Origin of the sequence: Labrenzia sp. 011, assembly GCF_003075075.1 — a bacterium.
In the GTDB taxonomy this organism is placed as follows: Bacteria; Pseudomonadota; Alphaproteobacteria; order Rhizobiales; family Stappiaceae; genus Roseibium.
The window spans coordinates 332,021-353,158 of sequence record NZ_QCYM01000002.1 but is presented as its reverse complement, the minus strand read 5'-3'; the positions used below and the strand labels follow the sequence as shown (position 1 = coordinate 353,158).

Sequence of the window (21,138 nt, the reverse complement as noted above, 5' to 3'; positions counted from 1 at the left end):
CCCCGGCCCCTGGCGGGCCGCCGGCGATCAGTAATGCGGCGGTTTTTCGATCTGGTGGCCGGGCAGGACGTTTTCCATGAGTTCTTCCACCTGATCGTTCATGGTGTCGAAGAGCCGCGTCAGCCTGTCGATCTTCTTGCCCTGGTCGACGATGACGGTGTTGAGTTCATCGATCGTGTGCGTCGCGTGGGCGAGCATGATCTCGAGCTTTTCCAGCCTCTGTTCATGGTCATTCGCCATGAGCACCTCCTGATGGTTGGGTCGCGGAACACGATGGAAACGATCGGCTTTTCCGCATCCGTTCGAAAGCGGTCCGATCCGGGACGGCAAATCCCCGGCGACCTTATATGGTGTCTGCAGCGACACGACAATTTCAATCACCGGATTTTGCCGAGAGTTTGAAAATGTCACCTGCCTTGCCCGGAATACCGGAACCGTTCCCCCGTGCCGCAAAGCGGCACAAAACGAAGTGATGGGCGGCGGGCATGCAAAAAGGGCGGCCCGAGGACCGCCCTTTCCGTAAGACTTGTGAGCCTGGGGCTTCTTAGAAGCCCATACCGCCCATGCCGCCCATGTCGCCGCCACCCGGCATTGCCGGAGCGTCTTTCTTCGGAAGCTCGGCAACCATGGCTTCGGTGGTGATCAGCAGACCGGCGACGGAAGCTGCGTCCTGCAGGGCAGTACGGACAACTTTGGTCGGGTCGATGATACCGGCTTCGATCATGTTGACGAATTCTTCGGTCTGGGCATTGAAGCCAAACGTCGGATCTTCGTTTTCCTGGATCTTGCCAACAACGATGGAGCCTTCGACACCGGCGTTTTCAGCAATCTGGCGGATCGGAGATTCCAGAGCGCGCAGAACGATCTTGATGCCGGCGGCAATGTCAGGGTTGGTGGAAGACAGACCGGAGACAGCCTTCTTGGCACGCAGCAGGGCCACGCCGCCGCCCGGGACGATGCCTTCTTCGACAGCAGCGCGGGTTGCGTTCAGAGCGTCGTCGACGCGGTCTTTCTTTTCTTTCACTTCGATTTCCGTTGCACCGCCAACGCGGATGACTGCAACACCGCCAGCGAGCTTGGCAAGACGTTCCTGCAGCTTCTCACGGTCGTAATCGGAAGTGGTGTCCTCGATCTGGGCCTTGATCTGGGAAACGCGGCCCTGGATGTCGTCCTTGGAACCGGCGCCATCGACGATGGTGGTGGTTTCCTTGGTGATGGACACCTTCTCGGCGGTGCCGAGCATGTCGAGGGTGACGTTTTCGAGCTTGATGCCGAGATCTTCGGAGATCACGGTACCGCCGGTCAGGATGGCGATGTCTTCAAGCATTGCCTTGCGGCGATCGCCGAAGCCCGGAGCCTTGACGGCAGCGATTTTCAGGCCGCCACGCAGCTTGTTGACGACGAGGGTCGCCAGGGCTTCGCCTTCGACGTCTTCGGCGATGATGAGCAGCGGACGGGAAGACTGAACAACAGCTTCCAGGATCGGCAGCATGGCCTGCAGGTTGGAGAGTTTCTTCTCGTGCAGCAGGATGTACGGCTTTTCCAGATCGGCCAGCATCTTGTCGGCATTGGTGACGAAGTAGGGAGACAGGTAGCCGCGGTCGAACTGCATGCCTTCGACGACTTCCAGCTCCGTTTCCAGAGACTTGGCTTCCTCGACGGTGATCACGCCTTCGTTGCCGACTTTCTGCATGGCTTCGGCAATGTCCTTGCCGACCTGCTCGTCGCCGTTCGCGGAAATGGTGCCGACCTGGGCAACTTCAGCGGAGGTGGTGATGGTCTTGGAAGCGGATTCCAGAGCCTTGACGGCTTCTGCAGCGGCCATGTCGACGCCGCGCTTCAGGTCCATCGGGTTCATGCCGGCGGCAACAGCCTTGGCGCCTTCCTTGACGATGGACTGGGCCAGAACGGTTGCGGTGGTGGTGCCGTCGCCAGCGATGTCGTTGGTCTTGGAAGCCACTTCGCGCACCATCTGGGCGCCCATGTTTTCGAACTTGTCTTCCAGTTCGATTTCCTTGGCAACGGAAACGCCGTCCTTCGTGATGCGCGGTGCGCCGAAGGACTTGTCGAGGACAACGTTACGGCCTTTCGGGCCGAGGGTCACCTTGACGGCATTGGCAAGGGTGTCCACGCCGCGCAGCATGCGCTCACGGGCGTCGGAACCGAATTTTACTTCTTTAGCAGACATGGAGTCGTCTCACTTTTTTATGGAACTGGTTGAGATCAGAAGCGGTTCGCTGGAACTTAAGCGATCACGCCCATGATGTCGGATTCCTTCATGATCAGGAGGTCTTCACCATCGATCTTGACTTCGGTGCCGGACCACTTGCCGAACAGGACGCGATCACCTGCCTTGACGTCAAGCGGGATCAGTTCACCGCTGTCCTTGCGGGCGCCGGTACCGACGGCGATGATTTCACCTTCCTGCGGCTTTTCTTTTGCGGTGTCCGGAATGATGATTCCGCCTGCGGTCTTCGCTTCGGAGTCTACGCGGCGAACAACGACACGGTCGTGCAGTGGACGAAATGCCATAAGACTGTTTCCTCTCATGAGCGCGCCCCACGCATTAGGCAGCGCGCGAGACATGATAATTAGGTTGAATTGCACGGGAGGCTGCTTGCCTCCCGTCACGCATTAGCACTCCCACACGGCGAGTGCCAACGGCGCCTTGGATTTATGCATCCGCGTGCCTGTTGTCAATGCTTCGTGAGGAGAATTCATGCGCCGCTGGTCGCGGCAGCCGGTGAAACACCCGCTGGGATATCAATAAGCCCAGACTGCCTTCAAAAGATGGCAGTAATATGCATGGGCTGGCAGTGCCGGATCAGTTTGCCGCCGTCACGGTAAAGGGCAGGGTAAAGCCGGCCTGCTTGCCACCGACCGTGTCGGTGAAATTGGCTTCCAGCCTGTATTCGCCCGCAGGCAGGCCGCTGAACTGGAAATTGAGCGAAGCCGACAGTTCCCGCTTTTTCGAGCGACCGCTGCCGGCAAAGGTCGCGAAGTTGCCCTGTTCGGCCAGAACCTGGCCGGAAGGGGTCAGCAGCCGGTAGCTGGCCGTCAGCTCGTAGGCATATTCGTCGCCGTTCTGCCGGAAGCCGTAGCCGACCGGTTCCGCATAGACGGAGAGGGTCTCGCCATCCGCAAAGGACGCATTGGCGCGCGGTGTGTAGTGCCCGTAGCCCTGGCTGGCACCATCGGTGAGGGTGACCGTGTCGAAGGCGAGTTCGGAGCTTTCCCACGCCTGGTCGAAGGCGGCGCGGGCCTGCAGGAATGGTTGTGAAGGGGCAGGGGCGGTTCCCGACTGGGCCTGCACGGACAGTATACCTGCCAGTGTTGCAGCCGCAATGAGAGCGGTGGATAGGATCCACCGGGAGGCAAGTCTTCCAGCCAGCAATGTCATAGGTCCCCGCACGCCCTTAAGTCTTGTCTTTTCTTAGCGATTTTGCCGATATAGACAGAATTCTCGCTCATGACAAGAAAATGCGTGCGATGCGGTAAACGCCAGGGCGTCCGGTACGGGAATATTTACCCGCGAAACCATTGTCGCGGTCGATACGGCGGTTCCGAAGGGCAAATCATGACTGGAGCGGCATGAGGCTGCGTTCCATCCAGGACTGCCGCTTGCGGTAGATTGTCGACGGGCTGATTTCCAGCGCGGCCGCCGCCATGGCGATATTGCCGTCGAACGCATCCAGGGCGTCCTCGATGATCCGCCGTTCCTGAGCCCAGAGCGGCTCGATCGAGCCGAAGGGGCGGCTCGGGGCGGCGGTGCGGGAGCGCTCGCGGGACAGGTCGATGATGGCGTTCGGACGGCTGCTCTGGTCGCGAATGACCATCGGCAGCATGTCGAATGTCACGGCGGCCCCGTCGTTCATCACCACCATCTGCCGGATGGTGTTTTCAAGCTGCCGCACGTTTCCCGGCCAGGAATAGGAGACGATCCGCGCTTCCGCATCTGCGTCAAAGCCCTTGAAGCCGCGCCGTTCCTCCCGGGAATAGCGGTCCAGAAACGCTTCCGCCAGCGGCAGGATGTCCTCGCGGCGTTCCCGCAGCGGGGGAAGGTGGAGCGGCAGCACGTGAAGCCGGTAGTAGAGATCTTCCCGGAACCGGCCCGCGGAGATTTCCGTGACCGGATTGCGGTTGGTCGCGCAGATGATGCGCGCGTCCACCTTGCGCGATTGCGTGTCGCCAAGACGCTGGAACGTGCCGGTCTGGAGGAAGCGCAGCAGCTTGCTCTGCAGCAGAAGATCCATTTCGCCGATTTCATCCAGAAACAGCGTGCCGCCGTCGGCCTGTTCCGCGGCACCGGCCCGGTTGTCGACCGCCCCGGTGAAGGCGCCCCGGACATAGCCGAAGATTTCGCTTTCGATGAGATCGCGGGGAATGGCGGCGCAATTGAGTGTCACGAAGCGGCTCGGGCGACGCTCCGACAGATCGTGAACGGCCTTTGCGCACAGTTCCTTGCCGGTGCCGGATTCGCCGGTGATGAAGACCGGAGCCTGCGAGGGCGCCATGCGCCTGATCTGGTCGTGAATATCGCGCATTTGCGGCGAGTGACCGATTAGATGGTTCATTCCGCCCTGGGCCTCGTCGTCAGGACGGTTCGCCGGACGCGGCTCGGGAGTTGCGGCGGCCTGCCGAAATTCCTGAGGCGCGCTGCGAGCGGGGGCGGCGGGGGCCGGAACGGGGCGGCGCTGTTCGAGCTGGAAGGTTATCTTCGTGGCAAGCGCGTCCAGCGAAAACGGCTTGGTGAGGAAATCATGTGCCCCGGAGCGCATGGCGCTGACGGCGCGTGACACCGATCCTCTTGCGGAGACCGCGATGATAACCGCCTTGGGACATCTGACGGCATAGGCTTCCAGTGCCTCGTCGCCGCCGATGGTTTCCAGATCGATGACCAGGATGTCGGTCGATTTGTCGGCCAGATCCTGCAGGCAGGACGCCGAGTCCGTATAGAGGATGGGGTCCGTGGAGGGATGAGACAGTTTCGCACAAACCGCGGACGTGCGGGCGGCCTCAGAAGCCGATGCGTCCAATACGCGTACAATCACAGGCAAGGCATTGCCTTCTTTACTCCCCATTGCTGGGTAACTCCCATCGCTCGACCGGTCATTCGGAAATCGAAAGATTCGTCAATCTGATAATTCTCCGAACAGGGTAAACAAAGCGTTGTCAGTTCGCGCATTTTGCATTTTCCCCCGGGACAAAGTGCGAAACCGGTGAAAATTACAGGGCCCGGGCCAGATAGCCGGCCAGCAAACAAGCGGCGGCGATGGCCAGCACCCCGGGCAGGGGAACGCGCAAGGCCATGGCGGACGCCAGCCGGCCTTCCGCCTTCCGGCCGGGGGCGGCAAGGTCAGGCGGGCCTGGGCGCGGCGGGTCAGGATCTGGCGGGGCCCGGTCCGCTGCGTCCGGGGATACGGCCTGCCCACGGCTCTGCAAGGAGCGGAATTCGGGGGCATAGCTCCCCTTGGGGATAACGATGCGGACGGGGTCCCGCGATCCGGAGCCGGCATAGTATTTTTCCAGCCGTCTGCGCAGCCGTGCGGCTTCCACGCGCACGATCGGATCGGTGATCGGGTTGAATTCTTCCGGACGGCCCAGGGCTTCCACGGCAATCGTGTAGCCTTTCAGCGTGTTCCTGTCATTTTTGAGCGTGGCCGTGCCGACAAACCTGAGAAAGGCACGAAGTTGGGGCGCGGACTGAAATTCCGGGCTTTTCAGCGTCCTGGCAAGAGCCCTGCGGATCTGCTGGTCGGAAAGGCCGTCGCCGCCGGATTCCGCCGTCTGTGGCATGTAACGCGGGTCATCCATGGGCCTGCATCAGCGGTTCTCCCACCGGGAGGTCCCGCGCCTTTGCATTGCCTCTACCGCGTTTCCATGCAAATGAAGCGATGTCTTTTGGCCGGCCTTTTCCATACCGGTCTCCCCTGAACGACGTGCTGCTTTCGATGCAATCTTACCTAGCGGAAGTTTAGCGAGGGGCGATGTCGAATGCAAAGCTCAAAAGAGGGTGCTTCGAGGGGGCTGGAGCTTTATACGTGCGGGACTGGAGACGATGTGAGCGTCCGCAGCGGCAATTGAAATGGGGGAAATGTCCACTTGGCCGACCATAGTAGGGGACAAGTCACGGATTCTACACTGCAAAGCAGATTGCGGATTCGGAGGCCGCCGTTTCTTAAGGCATGATTAACGGGTAACTTTTGATTCGAGTTGGAACAGTCACGCTCCATGGGCCGCACAGGGACCATTTTCGTAGCAATCTGCATGGCCGTAATCGCGCTGTCATCGGCAACGGTTCTGGTATTCCAGTTTGGCCGTCCTTTTGGCGAGGCCGTCTCGCTCTCGCTCGCCCTCATGTGCACCATGATCCTGATGCATCTCCTGATCGGCCGGGCGCGCGACCGCAGCGCGGTCAGCGAGGCGGTTGACCGTCTGGAAGACCGGATGGCCGATCTGGATGAGGATGTGGGCAATCTTGAGGGCCGGCTGACCGGTATGGAACATGCGGTTCCCCGCCGTACCCGTGCTGAAATCGATCCCCTGTTTGCCGAAGTGGAGGTTCTGGGCACCCTGGTGAAACAGATGGCCGAAGCCATGGCCGACCTGGAAACCAAGGTGGAGGACCAGCAGGCACTGGTGCCGCCGCCCGCGATGCAGAGCCTGCCGCGCTATCCGCAGGGGCCCCAGCCGGTACAGGGCGGTTTCGCGCAAGGAGCCCAACCCGCACACCAGCCGGGATATCCTGCCACTTCCTATGGGGCGCCGGACCACACGGCCGAGCCGCAGCAGGGATACGGACAGTTTCCCTCCGCCCGTGACGGAAATGGCGCGACCGCACCAGCCTATCCCGGCGGTCCCGAGACCGGGCACCGCGACATGGCCGAACTGGACCGTCGCTATGGTGTCCATGCGCCCAGGGATCGGGAAGATGCTCCCCGCGCACCGGAAGTTTACGCCAACGGTGTTCGCGATCCGGAGCCGCTGTCCACGGACCGGCCGGTGGCGCGGCCGAACCGGACAGGTCCGGACATGGCTATGCGCGAGCTGGTCGCCTCGGCCCTGAATGCAAATCGCGTCGAACTGCACCTGCAGCCGATCGTCTCCCTGCCGCAGCGCCAGGTCAAATACTACGAGGCTTACACGCGCCTGCGGGACACCTCCGGCAATCTTGTCGAGGCCGCCCGGTTTCTGCCGGAAGCCGTTCAGTCCGGCCAGGTCGCCCGTATCGACAACCTGTTGCTGTTCCGCTCGATCCAGGTTATCCGCCGACTGACCTCGCGCAACCGCAATGCGGTCCTGTTCTGCAATATCTCCTCGCAGTCGCTGGTCGACGAGACCTTCTTCCCGGGCTTCCTGGAATTCGTCAAGGCCAACCGGAATTTCGCCGATGCGCTTGTTTTCGAGTTCTCCCAGTCCGATGTCGCCGACATGGGACCGCTGGAGCTGGAAAGCCTGAGTTCGCTTTACGACGTCGGCTTCCGGTTCTCCATCGACCGGATTTCCGACATGAAGATGGACTTCAATTCACTCGCGGGACGCGGCTTCAAATACGGCAAGCTGCACGCGGACTATCTCATCGGCCGCCGGGAAGCCAAGCACGGCCATATTCACCCTTCCGATTTCGGCGATCTCCTGCACCGCTACGGCATGGAGCTGATCACGGACCATGTGGAAACCGAGTCCCAGGTTCTCGAGCTGCTCGACTATGACGTGAGGCTGGCTCAGGGCAACCTGTTCTCGCCGCCCCGGCCGGTCAAGGCGGAGGTCCTGCAGGGCACGCCTGCACCAGGCCCCAGAAAGTCCGCCGCAGGCTGACATCGGCGGGGACACACGTCCGCTGGAAGGTTTCCGATCATTGCAATGGCCTGATGTCGGGGAAGCCGATGGCCCGGTGCCGCGGGCGGACGCCATCTGCGCGACGGCGGTCAGGAACCGCTTGTATCGGCTCGCCGGGACCCGGCGAAACGTGAACGGCCAACCGGGCCGCCCACTGCTTCCGGCAATCCAGCGGATCCCGAGACTGCCCGCAAACTCAGCCTTCCTGCTTGGGGCCGACCATTACGATGGTCGGTTTCTTGTCCGCGAGCAGGCGCTTTGCCACACGCTTGACATCTTCCAGCGTCACCGCCTCGATTTCACTGTTGCGCCGGTCGAAATAGTCGATGCCGAGACCGGCATTCTGCAGGGCCACCAGCTGACGGGCGATCTTGCCCGAGCTGTCGAAGCGCAAGGGATAGGATCCGGTGATGAACTGTTTCGCGGAGATGAGCTCTTCTTCGCTGGGGCCTTCTGCCGCCATGCGCCGGAACTGGTCCAGCATGACCGTGACGGTCTCCCCGGCGCGCTCGGCCTTGGTGGCTGCCGAGCCGATCAGGAGGCCCGCGTGGCGGTAGGGCGAGAGCGACGTGCTGGCACCATAGGAGAGGCCGCGTTTTTCCCGCACTTCCTGGTACATCCAGGAGGTGAAGGTACCGGCACCCAGAATGTGGTTCATCACATAGGCCGCCTGATAGTCGGGATCGTCGCGGGTCACGCCGGGCAGTCCCAGCAGGATCGTCGTCTGGGGAACCGGGAGGTTCTTGAACACGTCCTTGCCATGCTCCGGCTCCAGATCGGCGATCTCGACCAGTGTGCCCGTTTCGGGAAGCGGTGCGAAGACATCGTCGAGAAGGGATTTGAGCGTCTGCGCATCGATCGCGCCGACGACGCCGATGGTGAGACCGTTTCTGGCCACGATCCTGTCGTGTTGCGCGGCGAGGTCTTCGGGGCTCAGGGCCGCGATCGTCTCGGCCGTTCCAAGAGTGGGGCGGGCATAGGGATGGTCTGCGAACATGGCTTCGGCAAGCGCGCGGCCGGCGATCGCATCCGGGTCGCTTTCGTTCCGCCGGGCCTGGGCCGACAGCTGGGTCTTCATCCGCTCGACCGCGACGTCATCGAAGCGCGGCTCGTTGAGCGCCAGCGCCAGCAATTGCGCAGCTTCCGGCAGGGTCGGGGTGAGGGTTCGCAGGCTGCCGTAGAACCGGTCCTTTCCGGTGCTGAAGCTGATGCTGACCGCCAGTTCCTCCATCCGTGCCTGGAAGGCCTCGGACTCCAGGTCGCCGGCGCCTTCATCCAGGGTCGCCGAGAGCAGCCGGGTGAGGCCTTCCTTGCCTTCGGGATCCTGTGCTGACCCGCCTTCGAAGGAAAAGTTCAGCGCTATGATGGGCACCGTGTGGTCTTCCACCAGCCAGGCTTCAATGCCCCTGGAACTGGTGACCTTCTGGATCTCCACGGCCGCTGCGAGCCGGGTCAGCCCCAGCATGACGGCCAGCGCCAGGACCAGGGTGGAAAGGGAATGCCGGAAAACGGTTGTCATGGTCATGGATCAGGACTTGTCCTTGAGGGGCGTTGTTTCGCTGAGGGCGGCGGCCGGTTCGTCCGGTGCGGTACGCAATTCCCCGACGACCGGCGGCGCGGTCAGATAGGCGCGGGCAGCCTCCAGCACATCCTCCGCTGTCACGGCCTTCACCTGCGACGGCCAGCTCTGGATGTCCTCGATGGTCTGGCCGGTGGCCAGGGCGCCGCCGAAAAGGCGGGCCAGTCCGGACTGGCTGTCCTGGGCGTAGATCGCGCTGGCAATCATGCTGTTCTTGGCGCGTTCGACTTCCTCTTCGCTCACGCCCGTTTCCAGAAGCAGCTGAATTTCCCGGGAGATGAGCTGTTCCATGTCCTCCAGCGTGTGGCCCGGGCGGGGAGTGGCATAGACCCCGAACCGGCCGTCATCCAGCGCGGTGCTTTGGTAGAAGGCTCCGGCACTGATGGCCGCTTTCTGATCCAGGACCAGGGATTTGTGCAGGCGGCTGGAGGGACCTTCGCCAAGGATATAGGAAAGCACATCGAGAGCTTCCGGCGTATGACCGGCGCCGGTGTTGCGGCTTGGCACGACCCAGGTTTCCGAGACGGACTCCTGCCGCACCCTGGCATCGGAAACCGCGATGCGCCGTTCGCCGGCAAGTGGCGGCTCCACCGGCCGGACGCGCGCGCCCGGTTCCGCCCGTCGGGCAACCTTGCCGTAGGTATCGGCGGCCAGCCTGCGCACTTCGTCGATATCGACATCCCCGGCAATGATCACCACGGCGTTGTTGGGGGTATAGAACCGGTCGTAGAACGCGATCGCCGAGTCCTTGTTCAACGCTTCGATCTCGCTTTGCCAGCCGATGACCGGAGAGCCGTAAGGATGGTTGACGAAGGTGATGGCGTTCATTGCCTCGCGCAGTTGCGAGCCGGGATTGCTGTCGACCCTCATGCGCCGCTCTTCGAGAACCACGTCACGTTCCGGGTCAACGACCGCATCGCTCAATACCAGATTCTCCATCCGGTCGGCTTCCAGTTCCATCATCAGCGGCAGGTGCTGTTTCGCGACCCGCTGGAAATAGGCCGTGTAGTCCGTGCTGGTGAAGGCATTCTCCTGACCGCCGCGTTCGGAGATGATTTTCGAAAATTCGCCGTTGGGATGTTTCTTCGTGCCCTTGAACATCAGGTGTTCGAGAAAATGGGCGACGCCGGACTGGCCTTCCGGCTCGTCTGCCGACCCGGCCTTGTACCAGATCATGTGGGTGACGACGGGAGCCCGCCGGTCGGGGATGACCACGACCTGCAGCCCGTTGTCCAGGGTGAAGCTTTCCAGGTTGGGAGCGATGATCAGCGGGCCATCCGCAGCGATCTCTGCGCGCGCCGTATCGGCCGGAAACAGGGGAACGGCTCCCAGCAGCATGGCCGGGAGCAGCAGCAGGGCTGCGGATCGTTTCAGCCGGGTGCGAAGGGAGGGGCGACACATCTTGTTGGGCAGGGTCACGTGCAGCTTCCGTTTCTTGTCTTTGTGCCCGCTGCTGTCCGGAACAGATGCGGCAGCAGCAGGTCTGGGGTCTTCGAATTCGGCGGCGTCGGCGGATCCGATTTTCCTGTTTGCAGCCGGTGGCCGGTCTTCAGCAGATCAAATGCAAAAAAGACCTCCGGGCTCCCCCTTCCATATAGGAAGGCGAGCCCGAAGGTCTCATTACAATTTCGTCATGAAAGGCCGGCGGGTCAGTTGCAGTATTCGGTATCGCCTTCCAGACACCGCGGATCCAGCGGTTTGGAATCGTAAATGTCGCGATTGCCCGCACGTTTGCTTTTCTTCACCACTTCCGGCATCGGCGCATCCGGCGAGGGCGTGCTGTAGTCGGTGGGCGGTTCCGTCAGGAATTTGCGTGTGGCAAGGCCATTCTGGTCAAGACCGGCCTGTTGCGCCTTCAGTTTCTGAAGACGCTCCCATTCCTCTTGCTGTTCGGCACGGGTGAGCTTGCTGCCCTCGGAGATATATGCGTCACGGCGCTCCGCTTCCACGTCCCGAGGCTGACCGGTGACGCCGGTGATCTTGAAACCGCGCATCTGCTCGGGCGACAGGGGCTCGCTGTTCATGCTGCCCACCTTGCCCGAACTGGCATAGAGCTCCTGAATTTCGGTGAGCTGCTGGTTTTCGCGCTGCTTCGGCCAGTCGGCGGAATTGACGCCGGCGACATTCGTCTCCGGTTCCGGAAGCTTCGTGGGCTCGGACGGCATCGCCAGAGGCGCGCGGGGTTTGTAGTCGATCGGCTTTTCATTCGGATCGACGGCACCCAGGCCCTTCATCACCGAATTGACAATGGCCACGTCGGGGGCTTGGCTTGTTCCGTCCGCAGCCTGACAGGCGGCCAGTCCGGCAAGAATTGCCAGCACCGCAGATTTCTTCACCAAAGCAACATTCGCCCGCAGCACGGCAGACTCCCCGAATTCTCGTTCACATACCGGCAGAGCTCTGCCGACAAACCGTCAATCCTGCCATAAACCGCTATTTTGCGGCTGAATTAGGACCACTTCGGACACTGTCATACAGGAGACCGGCCACACCCGCAACGATCCACACATCTGCCAGGTTGAAGACATACCAGGAAAAGCTGCCGAGGTGGAAATGCACGAAGTCGACGACGGCGCCGAATGCCAGCCGGTCGATGCCGTTGCCGAGGGCTCCGCCGATGACCAGTGCCAGGGAAAGAGCCACCAGCCTGCTGTGACAACGGCTGGACCAGACCCACAGTCCCACGGTAACGACCACCGTCAGTCCGGCGAGCAGCCAGCGCCCCAGATCGCTGTGCTGCTGGAACAGCCCGTAGGAGATGCCGCGGTTCCATACCAGAACGATATCGACGGCCGGCAGGAGCTGAACCGGACCGTTTTCCGCCAGTCCGAAACCATGCACGAGCCACAGTTTCGTTGCCTGGTCGAGAACGAGACCGGCCAGCGCGACCAGCAGCACAAGGTAACTGAAGCGGCCCCACAAGAGGGGCTGCTTCGGCTGTTGTTCAGGTGTTCCGTGCGGTTCACTCATCCCGGGGCGCCGGTCTGACGCCTCATGCGGCGCCATGGGCCGCGTCCCATTCCCGCAGGGCCTCGGCGTCGCGCAGGGTCACGTCCGGATAGTCCGGATCCGATCCGACTTCCGGCAGGATCTTCCAGGAACGGGCGCATTTGCGTCCTTCCGCCAGACCCGGAACGACGGCAACGCCCTTGGTGTCGTCCAGCGTGAAGGCACCTTCCGGAGCGGGGTCGGCCGACAGTGTCAGCTGGCTGGTGATGGCGATATCCGCCATGTCCCTGCCTTCGAGTGCCGCCATCAGGTCCGGATCGGTGACATGCACGACCGGATGGGCCTCGAGGGACGAGCCGATCCGCTTTTCCCGGCGTTCGATTTCCAGCGCGCCGGTGATCACCCGGCGCACGGTCTTGATCTTCGCCCATTTGGCCGCCAGCGCGTCGTCCTTCCACTGTGCCGGAACGACAGGGAACTGCTCCAGATGGACGCAGCTGTCGTCCCCGTAGCGCGAGGTCCATGTCTCGTCCATCGTGAAGGGCAGCATCGGCGCGAGCCAGGTAACGAGGCAGTCGAATATCTTGCCGATCACGAAAAGCGAGGCCTGACGGCGTACCGAGGAGGCCGCGTCGCAATAGAGCGCATCCTTGCGGATATCGAAATAGAAGGCCGACAGTTCCACCGTCATGAAGGTGAAGAGCTGATGGAAGATCTTCTTGTAGTCGAACTCCCGATAGGCGTCGCGGACCATGGCGTCGAGTTCCACCAGCCGGTGCAGCATCAGCCGTTCCAGCTCGGGCATGTCGGCATGGGCGACCTCTTCGCCGGTTGCATGAGCCAGGGAGCCGAGCATCCAGCGCAGCGTGTTGCGCAGCTTCCGGTAGCTGTCCACATTGGTCTTGATGATTTCCTGACCGAGGCGCTGGTCTTCCCAGTAGTCGGTCGATGCCACCCACAGGCGCAGGATATCCGCGCCGTATTGCTTGATGATGTCCTGCGGAAACACCTGGTTGCCGAGCGACTTGGACATCTTGCGTCCGTCTTCGGCCATGGTGAAGCCGTGGGTCAGCACCGCATCGTAGGGGGCGTGACCCCGGGTGCCGCAGCTTTCCAGCAGCGAGGAATGGAACCAGCCGCGGTGCTGGTCGGAGCCCTCCAGGTAGAGCACGTAGTCATTGCCGCCCGCGGGCTTGCGTTTCGGGTTCAGGTCTTCACGCTGTTCCAGAACGAAGGCATGGGTTGAGCCGGAATCGAACCACACATCGAGAATATCGGTGACCATGTCCCAGTCGGCTCCGGAATAGTCCTTGCCGAGGAAGCGCTCCTTCGCGCCCTCCGCGAACCAGGCATCCGCGCCTTCGCTGGCGATCGCATCCTGAATGCGGGCGTTGACCGCCTCGTCCTTCAGGATCTCACCGCTCTCCTTGTGGATGAAGACCGTGATCGGCACGCCCCAGGCCCGCTGGCGCGACAGCACCCAGTCCGGGCGGTTCTCGATCATCGACCGCAGGCGGTTCTGGCCGCTTCCGGGAACGAACCGTGTCTCGTCGATGGCTTTCAGCGCGCGGGTCCGCAATGTGTCGCCTTCGCCGCTCAGCGCCTTGTCCATATGGACGAACCATTGCGGCGTGTTGCGGAAGATCACCGGTTTCTTCGACCGCCAGGAGTGCGGATAGGAGTGGTTGAGGCGGCCGAGGCCGATCAGGTTGCCGCTTTCCTTCAGCTTCTCGATCACAGCCTTGTTGGCCTTGCCCTTCTCCCCCTTGTGGGTGATGACTTCGCAGCCCTCGAACCCCGGCGCGTCCTTTGTATAGAACCCGTCATCGGCGACCGTGAAGGGGATGGCCGTGTCGATTCCGCGCGCTTCCAGTGCGGCGCGGTTGTCCATCCAGATCTCGAAATCGTCCGTACCGTGGCCCGGCGCGGTGTGCACGAAGCCTGTGCCGGCATCGTCCGTGACGTGATCGCCGTCGAGCAGGGGAATGTCGAATTCATAGCCGCCAAGGTCCATGCCCGCCAGAGGATGGGCACAGGTCAGCGTTGCCAGTTCGTCGGCGGTGACGGCGCGCACACGGGCAAAGTCGGTGATCCGGGCATTCTTGAAGACATCGCCGGCAAGTGCGTCGGACAGGATCAGCTTGTCGCCCTGCTGAACCCAGTTGTCGTCCGGAAGGCCTTCCTGCGTCACTTCGTAGAGACTGTAGGCGATGCGCGAGGAATAGCTGATCGCCCGGTTGCCGGGGATGGTCCAGGGCGTCGTCGTCCAGATGACGACGGCGGCGTCCAGAAGCTCTTCGACGGCCGCGTCATCGCTGCCCCCCGCCGTGACCACCGGAAACTTCACCCAGATCGTGTCGGACTTGTAGTCCTGGTACTCGATTTCCGCTTCGGCGAGGGCGGTCTTTTCCACCACCGACCACATCACCGGCTTGGACCCCCGGTAAAGCTGGCCGGACATGGCGAACTTCATCAGCTCCTGCGCGATGATCGCCTCGCTCTCGAAACGCATGGTCAGATAAGGATTGTCCCAGTCGCCCTCGATACCGAGCCGCTTGAATTCCTTGCGCTGGACATCGACCCAGTGCTCGGCGAATTCACGGCATTCCTTGCGGAATTCGTTGATCGGCACCTCGTCCTTGTTCTTGCCCTTGGCGCGATACTGTTCTTCGATCTTCCATTCGATCGGCAGGCCGTGGCAGTCCCAGCCGGGAACATAGTTGCTCTCGTAGCCCATCATCTGCATGGACCGGGTCACGATGTCCTTCAGCGTCTTGTTGAGGGCGTGGCCGATATGGATGTTGCCGTTCGCATAGGGAGGGCCGTCGTGCAGGATGAACTTGTCCCGGCCCTTTCCCTGTTCGCGCAGCTTTTTGTAGATGCCCTGCTTTTCCCAGCGCGCCAGGATCTCCGGCTCTTTCTTGGGAAGACCGGCCCGCATGGGAAATTCGGTCTGCGGCAGGTTGAGGGTTTTTGAATAGTCGCGTTTGTCTGTCTCGGTCATCGTCAATTCGATCCGGTCGTCCGGGCATGGGGCCCGTGAGCTGTCTGCGGATGGGTGCCGGCCCGACGTCAGGCGGCATCGTGAAACTGGAGGAACCCGGTCCCTGGCGCCGCGCAGGCCGCGTCAGCCGAAGGCCGGGCAGGTAATTCGCGAAATTGCGGTCACCGTTGGTCCGGTGGCTATGAGAGCTTTGTTCTGCATGGCATGGGACATAGCAGCACTTCGCCGATGAATAAAGATGTTCCGGAACATCGGCGGCGGATTGTCCTGCCCGGGTGCGAAGGTGGACGCGCAGCCGGGCGCACGGGTAACCGAATGTGAATGTCTGTCGGGCAGGGTCGCGGCGAGGCGAACGGTATGACGGACGAAAACTGGCAGCTCATGGCATCTTCCCCCAAAGACACCCCGGACACCGCTGTGGCGGTGATGCGCACCGGCATCTGGCACCGGGTCGTGCGGTCCGGAGACCTGTTCACGTGGGACCGGATCGGCTTTGCCTGCCTGTGTTCGGCGATCGGTCTTGCCGCCGGCCTCGTGTGGATGCTGGCCATGCCCAACACCTTTGGCGCGCCGAACGGCACACTGCTGATGGATTATCTGAGTTTCTGGCTGGCTGGCGGACAGGCTCTGAAAGGCACGCCTGAACTGGCCTACATCCCGTCACGGTTCGCGGCCATCCAGCAGGCGTTTACCGGTTCCGACACGGTGTTCGGCTTCTTCTACCCGCCGACCTTTCAGCTTCTTCAGAGCGTTTTTGCCCTGTTGCCCTACAAGGCCGCCTTCGCCGCCTTCGTCGGCCTGACCTCCGCACTGCTGTGTCTGGCCTGCCGGATGATCGCCGGCCGCTGGCTTCTGGCCGCCTGTCTCATTCTCATTCCGGCTTGCGTCAACAATGCCTTTCACGGTCAGAACGCAGCCCTGATCGCAGCTCTTTATGCCTTTTTCCTGACAGGCGTGGAGCGGCAGAAAATGATCCTGGCCGGCATGGCGCTCGGCCTTCTGACCATCAAGCCGCAACTGGGCATTCTTGCGCCGGTTGCCCTGATCGCAAGCGGGAACTGGCGGACCTTCGTGAGCGCGTCGCTGACCACGCTGGTCTTCGCCGGCGCCAGCGCGGCGGTCCTGGGTGTCGGTGTCTGGCAGGCGTTCTGGCAACAGGCGCCGGTGGCGGCCGAGATGATGGAGCTGGGAGGTGTGGAATGGGGCAAGATGATTTCCGTTTACGGCGCCTTGCGCGTGCTCGGGTTTGCTCATGTCCCGGCGATGGTGGTGCAGGCGGTTGCGGGGCTCGCTGCGCTGGTGTGCGTCTGGCTCAGCTGGCGCCGGTCGCAGGCCATGGCCGTGCGTGCACCGGTCCTGGTCGGCGGCACCCTGCTGGTGACGCCCTTTGCCCTGTCCTATGACCTCACGCTCCTGGTGGTGCCCTGCGCCTTTGTGATCCGGGACGGTCTGAAATCCGGTTTCCTGCCGTATGACAAGGCCGTGCTCGCGCTGGTCATCGTGCTGTCCGCTTCCACCAGCCCATTGGCGATCTGGTTGGGGCTGCCCCTGGCGCCGCTGCTGCCGTTGATGGTGCTCTGGCTCGGAATACGCCGGCTGGACCCGCAAGCGCGCGCCCTCCGCGGTCAGGGCCGCTCTTCTCACACGTCCGCGACCGCGGGCTGAACCCTGGAATTCCGCTTGCGTTCCCGATGGGCGATATAGAGCCCGCTGCCGATGATCAGGGCGATGCCGATCCAGGTGGGGCCGTCCGGAAAATCCGAAAACACCAGATAGCCGAACAGGGTCGCGCTGACGATCTCGATATATTGCAGAGGGGCCAGCAGACTGGCGCTGCCGCGCTGAAAGGCGGCCACGACCAATCCATGCGCGCCGAAGGAGATGAGCCCGATCAGCACCAGAAGGCCGCTCTGACCACCGGAAGGCATCAGGAATTCCATGCCTTCGATCCCGGCCAGATTCGCGGCCAGGAGCGCGGTGCCGAGCAGCAGCGAACCGGACAGTCCGGCGCTGAACTGAATGGTCAGCAGACCGTCGGTCACGGGATAGAGCCGGTTGATGAGCAGATAGAAGGAAAACAGGAACGCCGTGACCACGGGCAGCAGGCTGACGAGGCCGATCTCGGCGAGATTGGGCCGCAGGATGATCACGGCGCCTACAAGGCCGACCAGAATGGCGGAAATCCGGCGGATGCCGACCTGCTCCTTCAGGATCAGGGCGGCGAGGATGGTCAGCACCATCGGTTCGATGAAGAAGATCGAGATTGCCGTGGCAACGGACATGAATTTCACGGCGGTGAAAAAACACAGGGATGCCGCGGCGAGAAAGATGCCGCGCAGGTAGTTGATCACCGGCTGCTGTCCGCGCAGATGTGCCAGTCGCCCGGTCACGACGGCCAGAACAAGGCTGATCAGGAACTGGAAGAAGAACCGGCCGAAGGTCACTTCAAGCGGCGGCAGGTCCTGCGACAGATATTTGGCGGTAATGTCCATGACCGGAAGGATCAGCATGGCGGAACTCATCAGCGCGATGGCCAGAAGCGGGTTCTGGTCGACGGGCAGGGAGGCTGCGGGCCGCGTCACGCAGTATCCCCCAGCAGCCGGGTATCGATTTCGGACAGAGGGCGAAGCGAGGCGAGGGCCGCCCGGGCTTCTGCGCTGTCCTGATCCATCTGGACGATCAGCGCCTCGGCACTGTCGAACTTTTCCTCGCCGCGCAGGTAGGACACCAGGTGAACCCGGAGCGTCTGTCCGTAAAGATCGCCGGAAAAGTCGAACAGGTGCACTTCGAACAGCGGCGCGCCGTTGTCGAATGTCGGACGGCGACCGTAGCTTGCCACGCCGTCATGCCAGTGTCCGCCGGCCCTGACCCTGACGGCGTAGATGCCGTGTTTGAGCGGGCAATCGTCTGCGAGCGCGAGATTGGCGGTCGGATAGCCCAGGTCCCGGCCGCGCTTGTCACCCTGCCGGACCTCCGTCTCGAAAAACCAGCGATACCCCAGAAGACCGTTCGCCTGCGCGACGTCGCCATGTGCCAGACAGTCGCGGATGCGGGTCGAGGAAATGATATCGGCGCCTTCATCCTCCTCGCGCTGGACGATGGTGACGCCGAAACCCCGGGTCGCGCCGGCTGTGCGCAGATAGTCCGGAGTTCCCTGGCGGGCCCGGCCGAAGTGAAAGTCGTATCCGGTGACCGCATGCGAAATGCCGAGGGTGTCGATCAGGATATCCTGGACAAAGGCATTCGCCTCGATCCCGGCGAATTCCTTTGTGAAAGGCAGTATCAGGACGCCGTCCAGACCGCACACGCGCAGCAATTCGATCTTTATGTCGCGCGGTGTCAGGCGGAACACGGGCTTCGACGGGTTGAAGACAGTCCGCGGATGCGGCTCGAAACTCATGGCGTAGACCGGATGGTGCGTGCCGTGACCGAGCCCCTGGGCCGCATCCAGCACGGCCCGGTGTCCCCGGTGGACACCATCGAAATTTCCGATGGCGACAATGCCGCCCTTCAGCTCAACGGGAAAACTGTCCAGCTTGTCGACAACCAGGAATTCGGAGGAACTGGACGGACTCATGCAGCAAACCTTCGCGCAAGTTGCCGGGCAGGAAGGCCGGGCGGGATCAGCAGGGCAAACGCGTCCGAGCGGTCACGCGCTCACGCTGGCGTGGAACCTGCCGTCAAGAAGAGAAAAGGTCAAGTTCAGCCATGCCGTGCAGGCCCGGGGAATCTGATCCGGTCCACGAGGCCTTCCCCTGAGGCAAGATGTCCATGACCTATCGCTGGTAGGACGGATCCGAGTCGCGGCTGGGGACCTTGACCAGCGCTTCCCCTTCCAGCACCACCGTCTCGCCCACGCTGCAAACGCAGGAAAGCCGGGCACGGTTTCCGCGCTCCATCAGTTCCTCCACCGTGACAACGACCTTCACGTCGTCGCCGATCTTGACCGGCGCCTTGAAATTCAGGGTCTGGGACATATAAATGGCGCCCGGCCCGGGGAGCCGCGTGCCCAGTACCGCCGATATCAGGCTGGCGGTATAAAGACCGTGCGCGATCCGCGTTTTGAACGGAGTTCTGGCCGCGAAATGTTCCGAAAGGTGAACCGGATTGCGATCGCCGGATACTTCCGCGAAGCCGACAACATCAGAAGAACTCACATGTTTGACCAGTTCTTCACTCATTCCCGTTTTCAGATCTTCAAAACAGAGTTTCTGTAGTTCCAGCATCGCGAATTCCGCCCTGACCTGTCATTTCCAAGCTCCGCGAACGCTAGGCATCACAAGGTTTTCTGGCAATTGTGCTTTGGGTGAAGAAAAAAGTGCTTGTTATTAACGGTCTTTTCAGGGGCTGCCGTTAGATTGCGTTGAGTGTGGGGAGGTGAGGACACAAATGGATGTGTCACTCTCCTTCAAAAGTCATAACGCGTTTCCACCGGCCCACGGCCAGGGGCCGCGCCAGTTGACAGTATGGAGTAGACAATGGCCCTTGATCTTCAGATGCCGGTCCTCGTGGTCGATGACTACAAAACGATGATTCGCATCATTCGGAACCTTCTGAAACAGCTCGGTTTCGAGGATATCGACGATGCTGCGGACGGCACCGAAGCTTTGGAAAAAATGAAACAGCGCCGTTACGGCCTGGTGATTTCCGACTGGAACATGGAACCGATGACCGGTTACGAACTGCTCAAGCAGGTTCGTTCCGACAGCGGCCTGAGCAAAACGCCATTCATCATGGTGACTGCCGAATCCAAAACGGAAAATGTTATCGCCGCCAAAAAGGCCGGCGTGAACAACTACATCGTGAAACCCTTCAATGCGCAGACGCTGAAGGGCAAGATCGAAGCCGTCTTCTCCGATTAACTTCTTGCGCCGGGCGGAGACTGGCCTTCGGGACACTCTCCGCCGGCGTCAGACGATTGTTCTGGATGGGCACGATCCTGTCGGGTCGGTCTTGGTGTTTCCGCAAGCTTTTAGCGGGCTTGACGATCGGTTCCGCAAGTCGGAGGACGCATTCAAAATGGAAAGGCTGGACCTCATGGCCAAGATGAAGCAGGAAAACGTCGCCAGGATAATCGACTTCCTGCAGGAAAACAAGAATCGGCAAGGCGAGGTTTCCCTGACCGACGTGATGCATCTCGCCGAGGTGATGTCGGGCTCGATGTTCGATTTCCTGTCGACCGTGCAGCCTGCTGTCACGGAAGAGCTGACGGCGATTGCCAGACAGATCACGCGCATGAAGGAGGAAATCTCCCAACTGCGCGCGAACGACATGACCACCAGCAAGATCCCCGATGCGGGCCGCGAGCTGGATGCCATCGTCGAGGCGACGGAAAACGCCACGAACACGATCATGGAAACGGCCGAGGAAATCATGGGGGCCGACACCAGCGATCCGGTCGCCTATCAGGAGCTGGTCAGCAACAAGATGATCAACATCTTCGAGGCCTGCACGTTCCAGGACATCACCGGTCAGCGGATCTCGAAGGTCGTGGAAACGCTTCGCTTCATTGACGAGCGGGTGTCGTCCTTCATCTCGCAGTTGCGGATCCCGGAAGATCTGGAAGCCGCGATGGAAGAAAGTGCCGATGAACGCCGCAAGCGCGAACTCATCCTGCACGGACCGCAACACACTGGGGAAGGCGTTTCCCAGGACGATATCGACGCCCTGCTCGGAGACGCGCAGTCGGACATCGACAAGCTGTTCGACTGATCGCACGTCGGTTGCATCAGGGGCAGACAGCCCCGGACATCAAGAATTCGAAACG

General features: G+C 61.7%; 19 protein-coding genes. 5 read left to right on the top strand and 14 right to left on the bottom strand.

Annotation, left to right across the window (positions count from 1 at the left end):
• Positions 1-27: 27 nt before the first annotated feature.
• From DCO57_RS04390 to DCO57_RS04365, 6 genes are all read right to left on the bottom strand, one after another.
• Complete coding sequence (locus DCO57_RS04390) at positions 28-240, bottom strand: SlyX family protein (protein ID WP_116697749.1); 213 nt, start codon at positions 238-240, stop codon at positions 28-30.
• 304 nt (positions 241-544) lie between these two features.
• Entirely contained in the window at positions 545-2,188 is a 1,644-nt protein-coding gene (gene groL / locus DCO57_RS04385) for a chaperonin GroEL (protein WP_116697617.1), read from the bottom strand.
• Positions 2,189-2,244: 56 nt separating this feature from the next.
• A complete protein-coding gene (groES, locus tag DCO57_RS04380) occupies positions 2,245-2,532 on the bottom strand; it encodes a co-chaperone GroES (protein ID WP_068407444.1) in 288 nt (95 codons plus the stop codon).
• 292 nt (positions 2,533-2,824) lie between these two features.
• Positions 2,825-3,313, bottom strand: coding sequence for a hypothetical protein (locus tag DCO57_RS04375; protein ID WP_116697616.1), 489 nt, complete (start codon positions 3,311-3,313; stop codon positions 2,825-2,827).
• Between the two features lie 262 nt (positions 3,314-3,575).
• Complete coding sequence (locus DCO57_RS04370; protein ID WP_116697615.1) at positions 3,576-5,081, bottom strand: sigma-54 dependent transcriptional regulator; 1,506 nt, start codon at positions 5,079-5,081, stop codon at positions 3,576-3,578.
• Between the two features lie 145 nt (positions 5,082-5,226).
• Positions 5,227-5,796, bottom strand: coding sequence for a hypothetical protein (locus DCO57_RS04365; RefSeq protein WP_133192626.1), 570 nt, complete (start codon positions 5,794-5,796; stop codon positions 5,227-5,229).
• A 471-nt stretch (positions 5,797-6,267) separates the two neighbouring features.
• Between DCO57_RS04365 and DCO57_RS24050 the strand changes: the two genes are divergently transcribed.
• Entirely contained in the window at positions 6,268-7,818 is a 1,551-nt protein-coding gene (locus DCO57_RS24050; RefSeq protein ID WP_116697748.1) for an EAL domain-containing protein, read from the top strand.
• Positions 7,819-8,035: 217 nt separating this feature from the next.
• Here DCO57_RS24050 and DCO57_RS04355 read toward each other — a convergent pair whose 3' ends face one another.
• The 5 genes from DCO57_RS04355 to ileS form a co-directional block, all read right to left on the bottom strand.
• Positions 8,036-9,364, bottom strand: a complete 1,329-nt coding sequence (locus DCO57_RS04355; RefSeq protein WP_116697613.1) for a pitrilysin family protein — start codon at positions 9,362-9,364, stop codon at positions 8,036-8,038.
• 3 nt (positions 9,365-9,367) lie between these two features.
• A complete protein-coding gene (locus tag DCO57_RS04350) occupies positions 9,368-10,756 on the bottom strand; it encodes a pitrilysin family protein (protein ID WP_116697747.1) in 1,389 nt (462 codons plus the stop codon).
• Between the two features lie 311 nt (positions 10,757-11,067).
• Complete coding sequence (locus DCO57_RS04345) at positions 11,068-11,757, bottom strand: hypothetical protein (protein ID WP_133192625.1); 690 nt, start codon at positions 11,755-11,757, stop codon at positions 11,068-11,070.
• Between the two features lie 94 nt (positions 11,758-11,851).
• A complete protein-coding gene (gene lspA, locus DCO57_RS04340; protein WP_116697611.1) occupies positions 11,852-12,388 on the bottom strand; it encodes a signal peptidase II in 537 nt (178 codons plus the stop codon).
• A gap of 22 nt (positions 12,389-12,410) precedes the next feature.
• Positions 12,411-15,371, bottom strand: a complete 2,961-nt coding sequence (ileS, locus tag DCO57_RS04335; RefSeq protein WP_116697610.1) for an isoleucine--tRNA ligase — start codon at positions 15,369-15,371, stop codon at positions 12,411-12,413.
• A 357-nt stretch (positions 15,372-15,728) separates the two neighbouring features.
• Here ileS and DCO57_RS04330 point away from each other — a divergent pair, with 357 nt between their 5' ends.
• Positions 15,729-17,036: a glycosyltransferase family 87 protein gene (locus DCO57_RS04330; RefSeq protein ID WP_165814631.1), complete on the top strand. Its 1,308-nt coding sequence runs from the start codon at positions 15,729-15,731 to the stop codon at positions 17,034-17,036.
• On the opposite strand, the gene DCO57_RS04325 is transcribed toward DCO57_RS04330, so the two are convergent.
• Both DCO57_RS04325 and DCO57_RS04320 read right to left on the bottom strand, forming a co-directional pair.
• On the bottom strand, positions 17,012-17,953 hold the full coding sequence (locus tag DCO57_RS04325) for a DMT family transporter (protein ID WP_208977786.1): 942 nt from the start codon (positions 17,951-17,953) through the stop codon (positions 17,012-17,014). The genes DCO57_RS04330 and DCO57_RS04325 overlap by 25 nt on opposite strands.
• On the bottom strand, positions 17,950-18,948 hold the full coding sequence (locus DCO57_RS04320; RefSeq protein WP_116697608.1) for a bifunctional riboflavin kinase/FAD synthetase: 999 nt from the start codon (positions 18,946-18,948) through the stop codon (positions 17,950-17,952). Before DCO57_RS04320 ends, DCO57_RS04325 begins: the two co-directional genes overlap by 4 nt.
• Here DCO57_RS04320 and DCO57_RS23485 point away from each other — a divergent pair.
• Positions 18,947-19,105, top strand: a complete 159-nt coding sequence (locus tag DCO57_RS23485) for a hypothetical protein (protein ID WP_165814630.1) — start codon at positions 18,947-18,949, stop codon at positions 19,103-19,105. The genes DCO57_RS04320 and DCO57_RS23485 overlap by 2 nt on opposite strands.
• Positions 19,106-19,147: 42 nt before the next feature.
• On the opposite strand, the gene DCO57_RS04315 is transcribed toward DCO57_RS23485, so the two are convergent.
• Entirely contained in the window at positions 19,148-19,597 is a 450-nt protein-coding gene (locus DCO57_RS04315) for a MaoC family dehydratase (protein ID WP_116697607.1), read from the bottom strand.
• Between the two features lie 252 nt (positions 19,598-19,849).
• On the opposite strand from DCO57_RS04315, the gene DCO57_RS04310 reads away from it, so the two are divergent.
• Together DCO57_RS04310 and DCO57_RS04305 are read left to right on the top strand one after the other, a co-directional pair.
• Positions 19,850-20,233, top strand: a complete 384-nt coding sequence (locus DCO57_RS04310; protein ID WP_103221220.1) for a response regulator — start codon at positions 19,850-19,852, stop codon at positions 20,231-20,233.
• 157 nt (positions 20,234-20,390) lie between these two features.
• The gene (locus DCO57_RS04305) at positions 20,391-21,083 is read left to right on the top strand and encodes a protein phosphatase CheZ (RefSeq protein ID WP_208977785.1); all 693 of its coding nucleotides are present in this window, start codon (positions 20,391-20,393) and stop codon (positions 21,081-21,083) included.
• Positions 21,084-21,138: the final 55 nt, after the last annotated feature.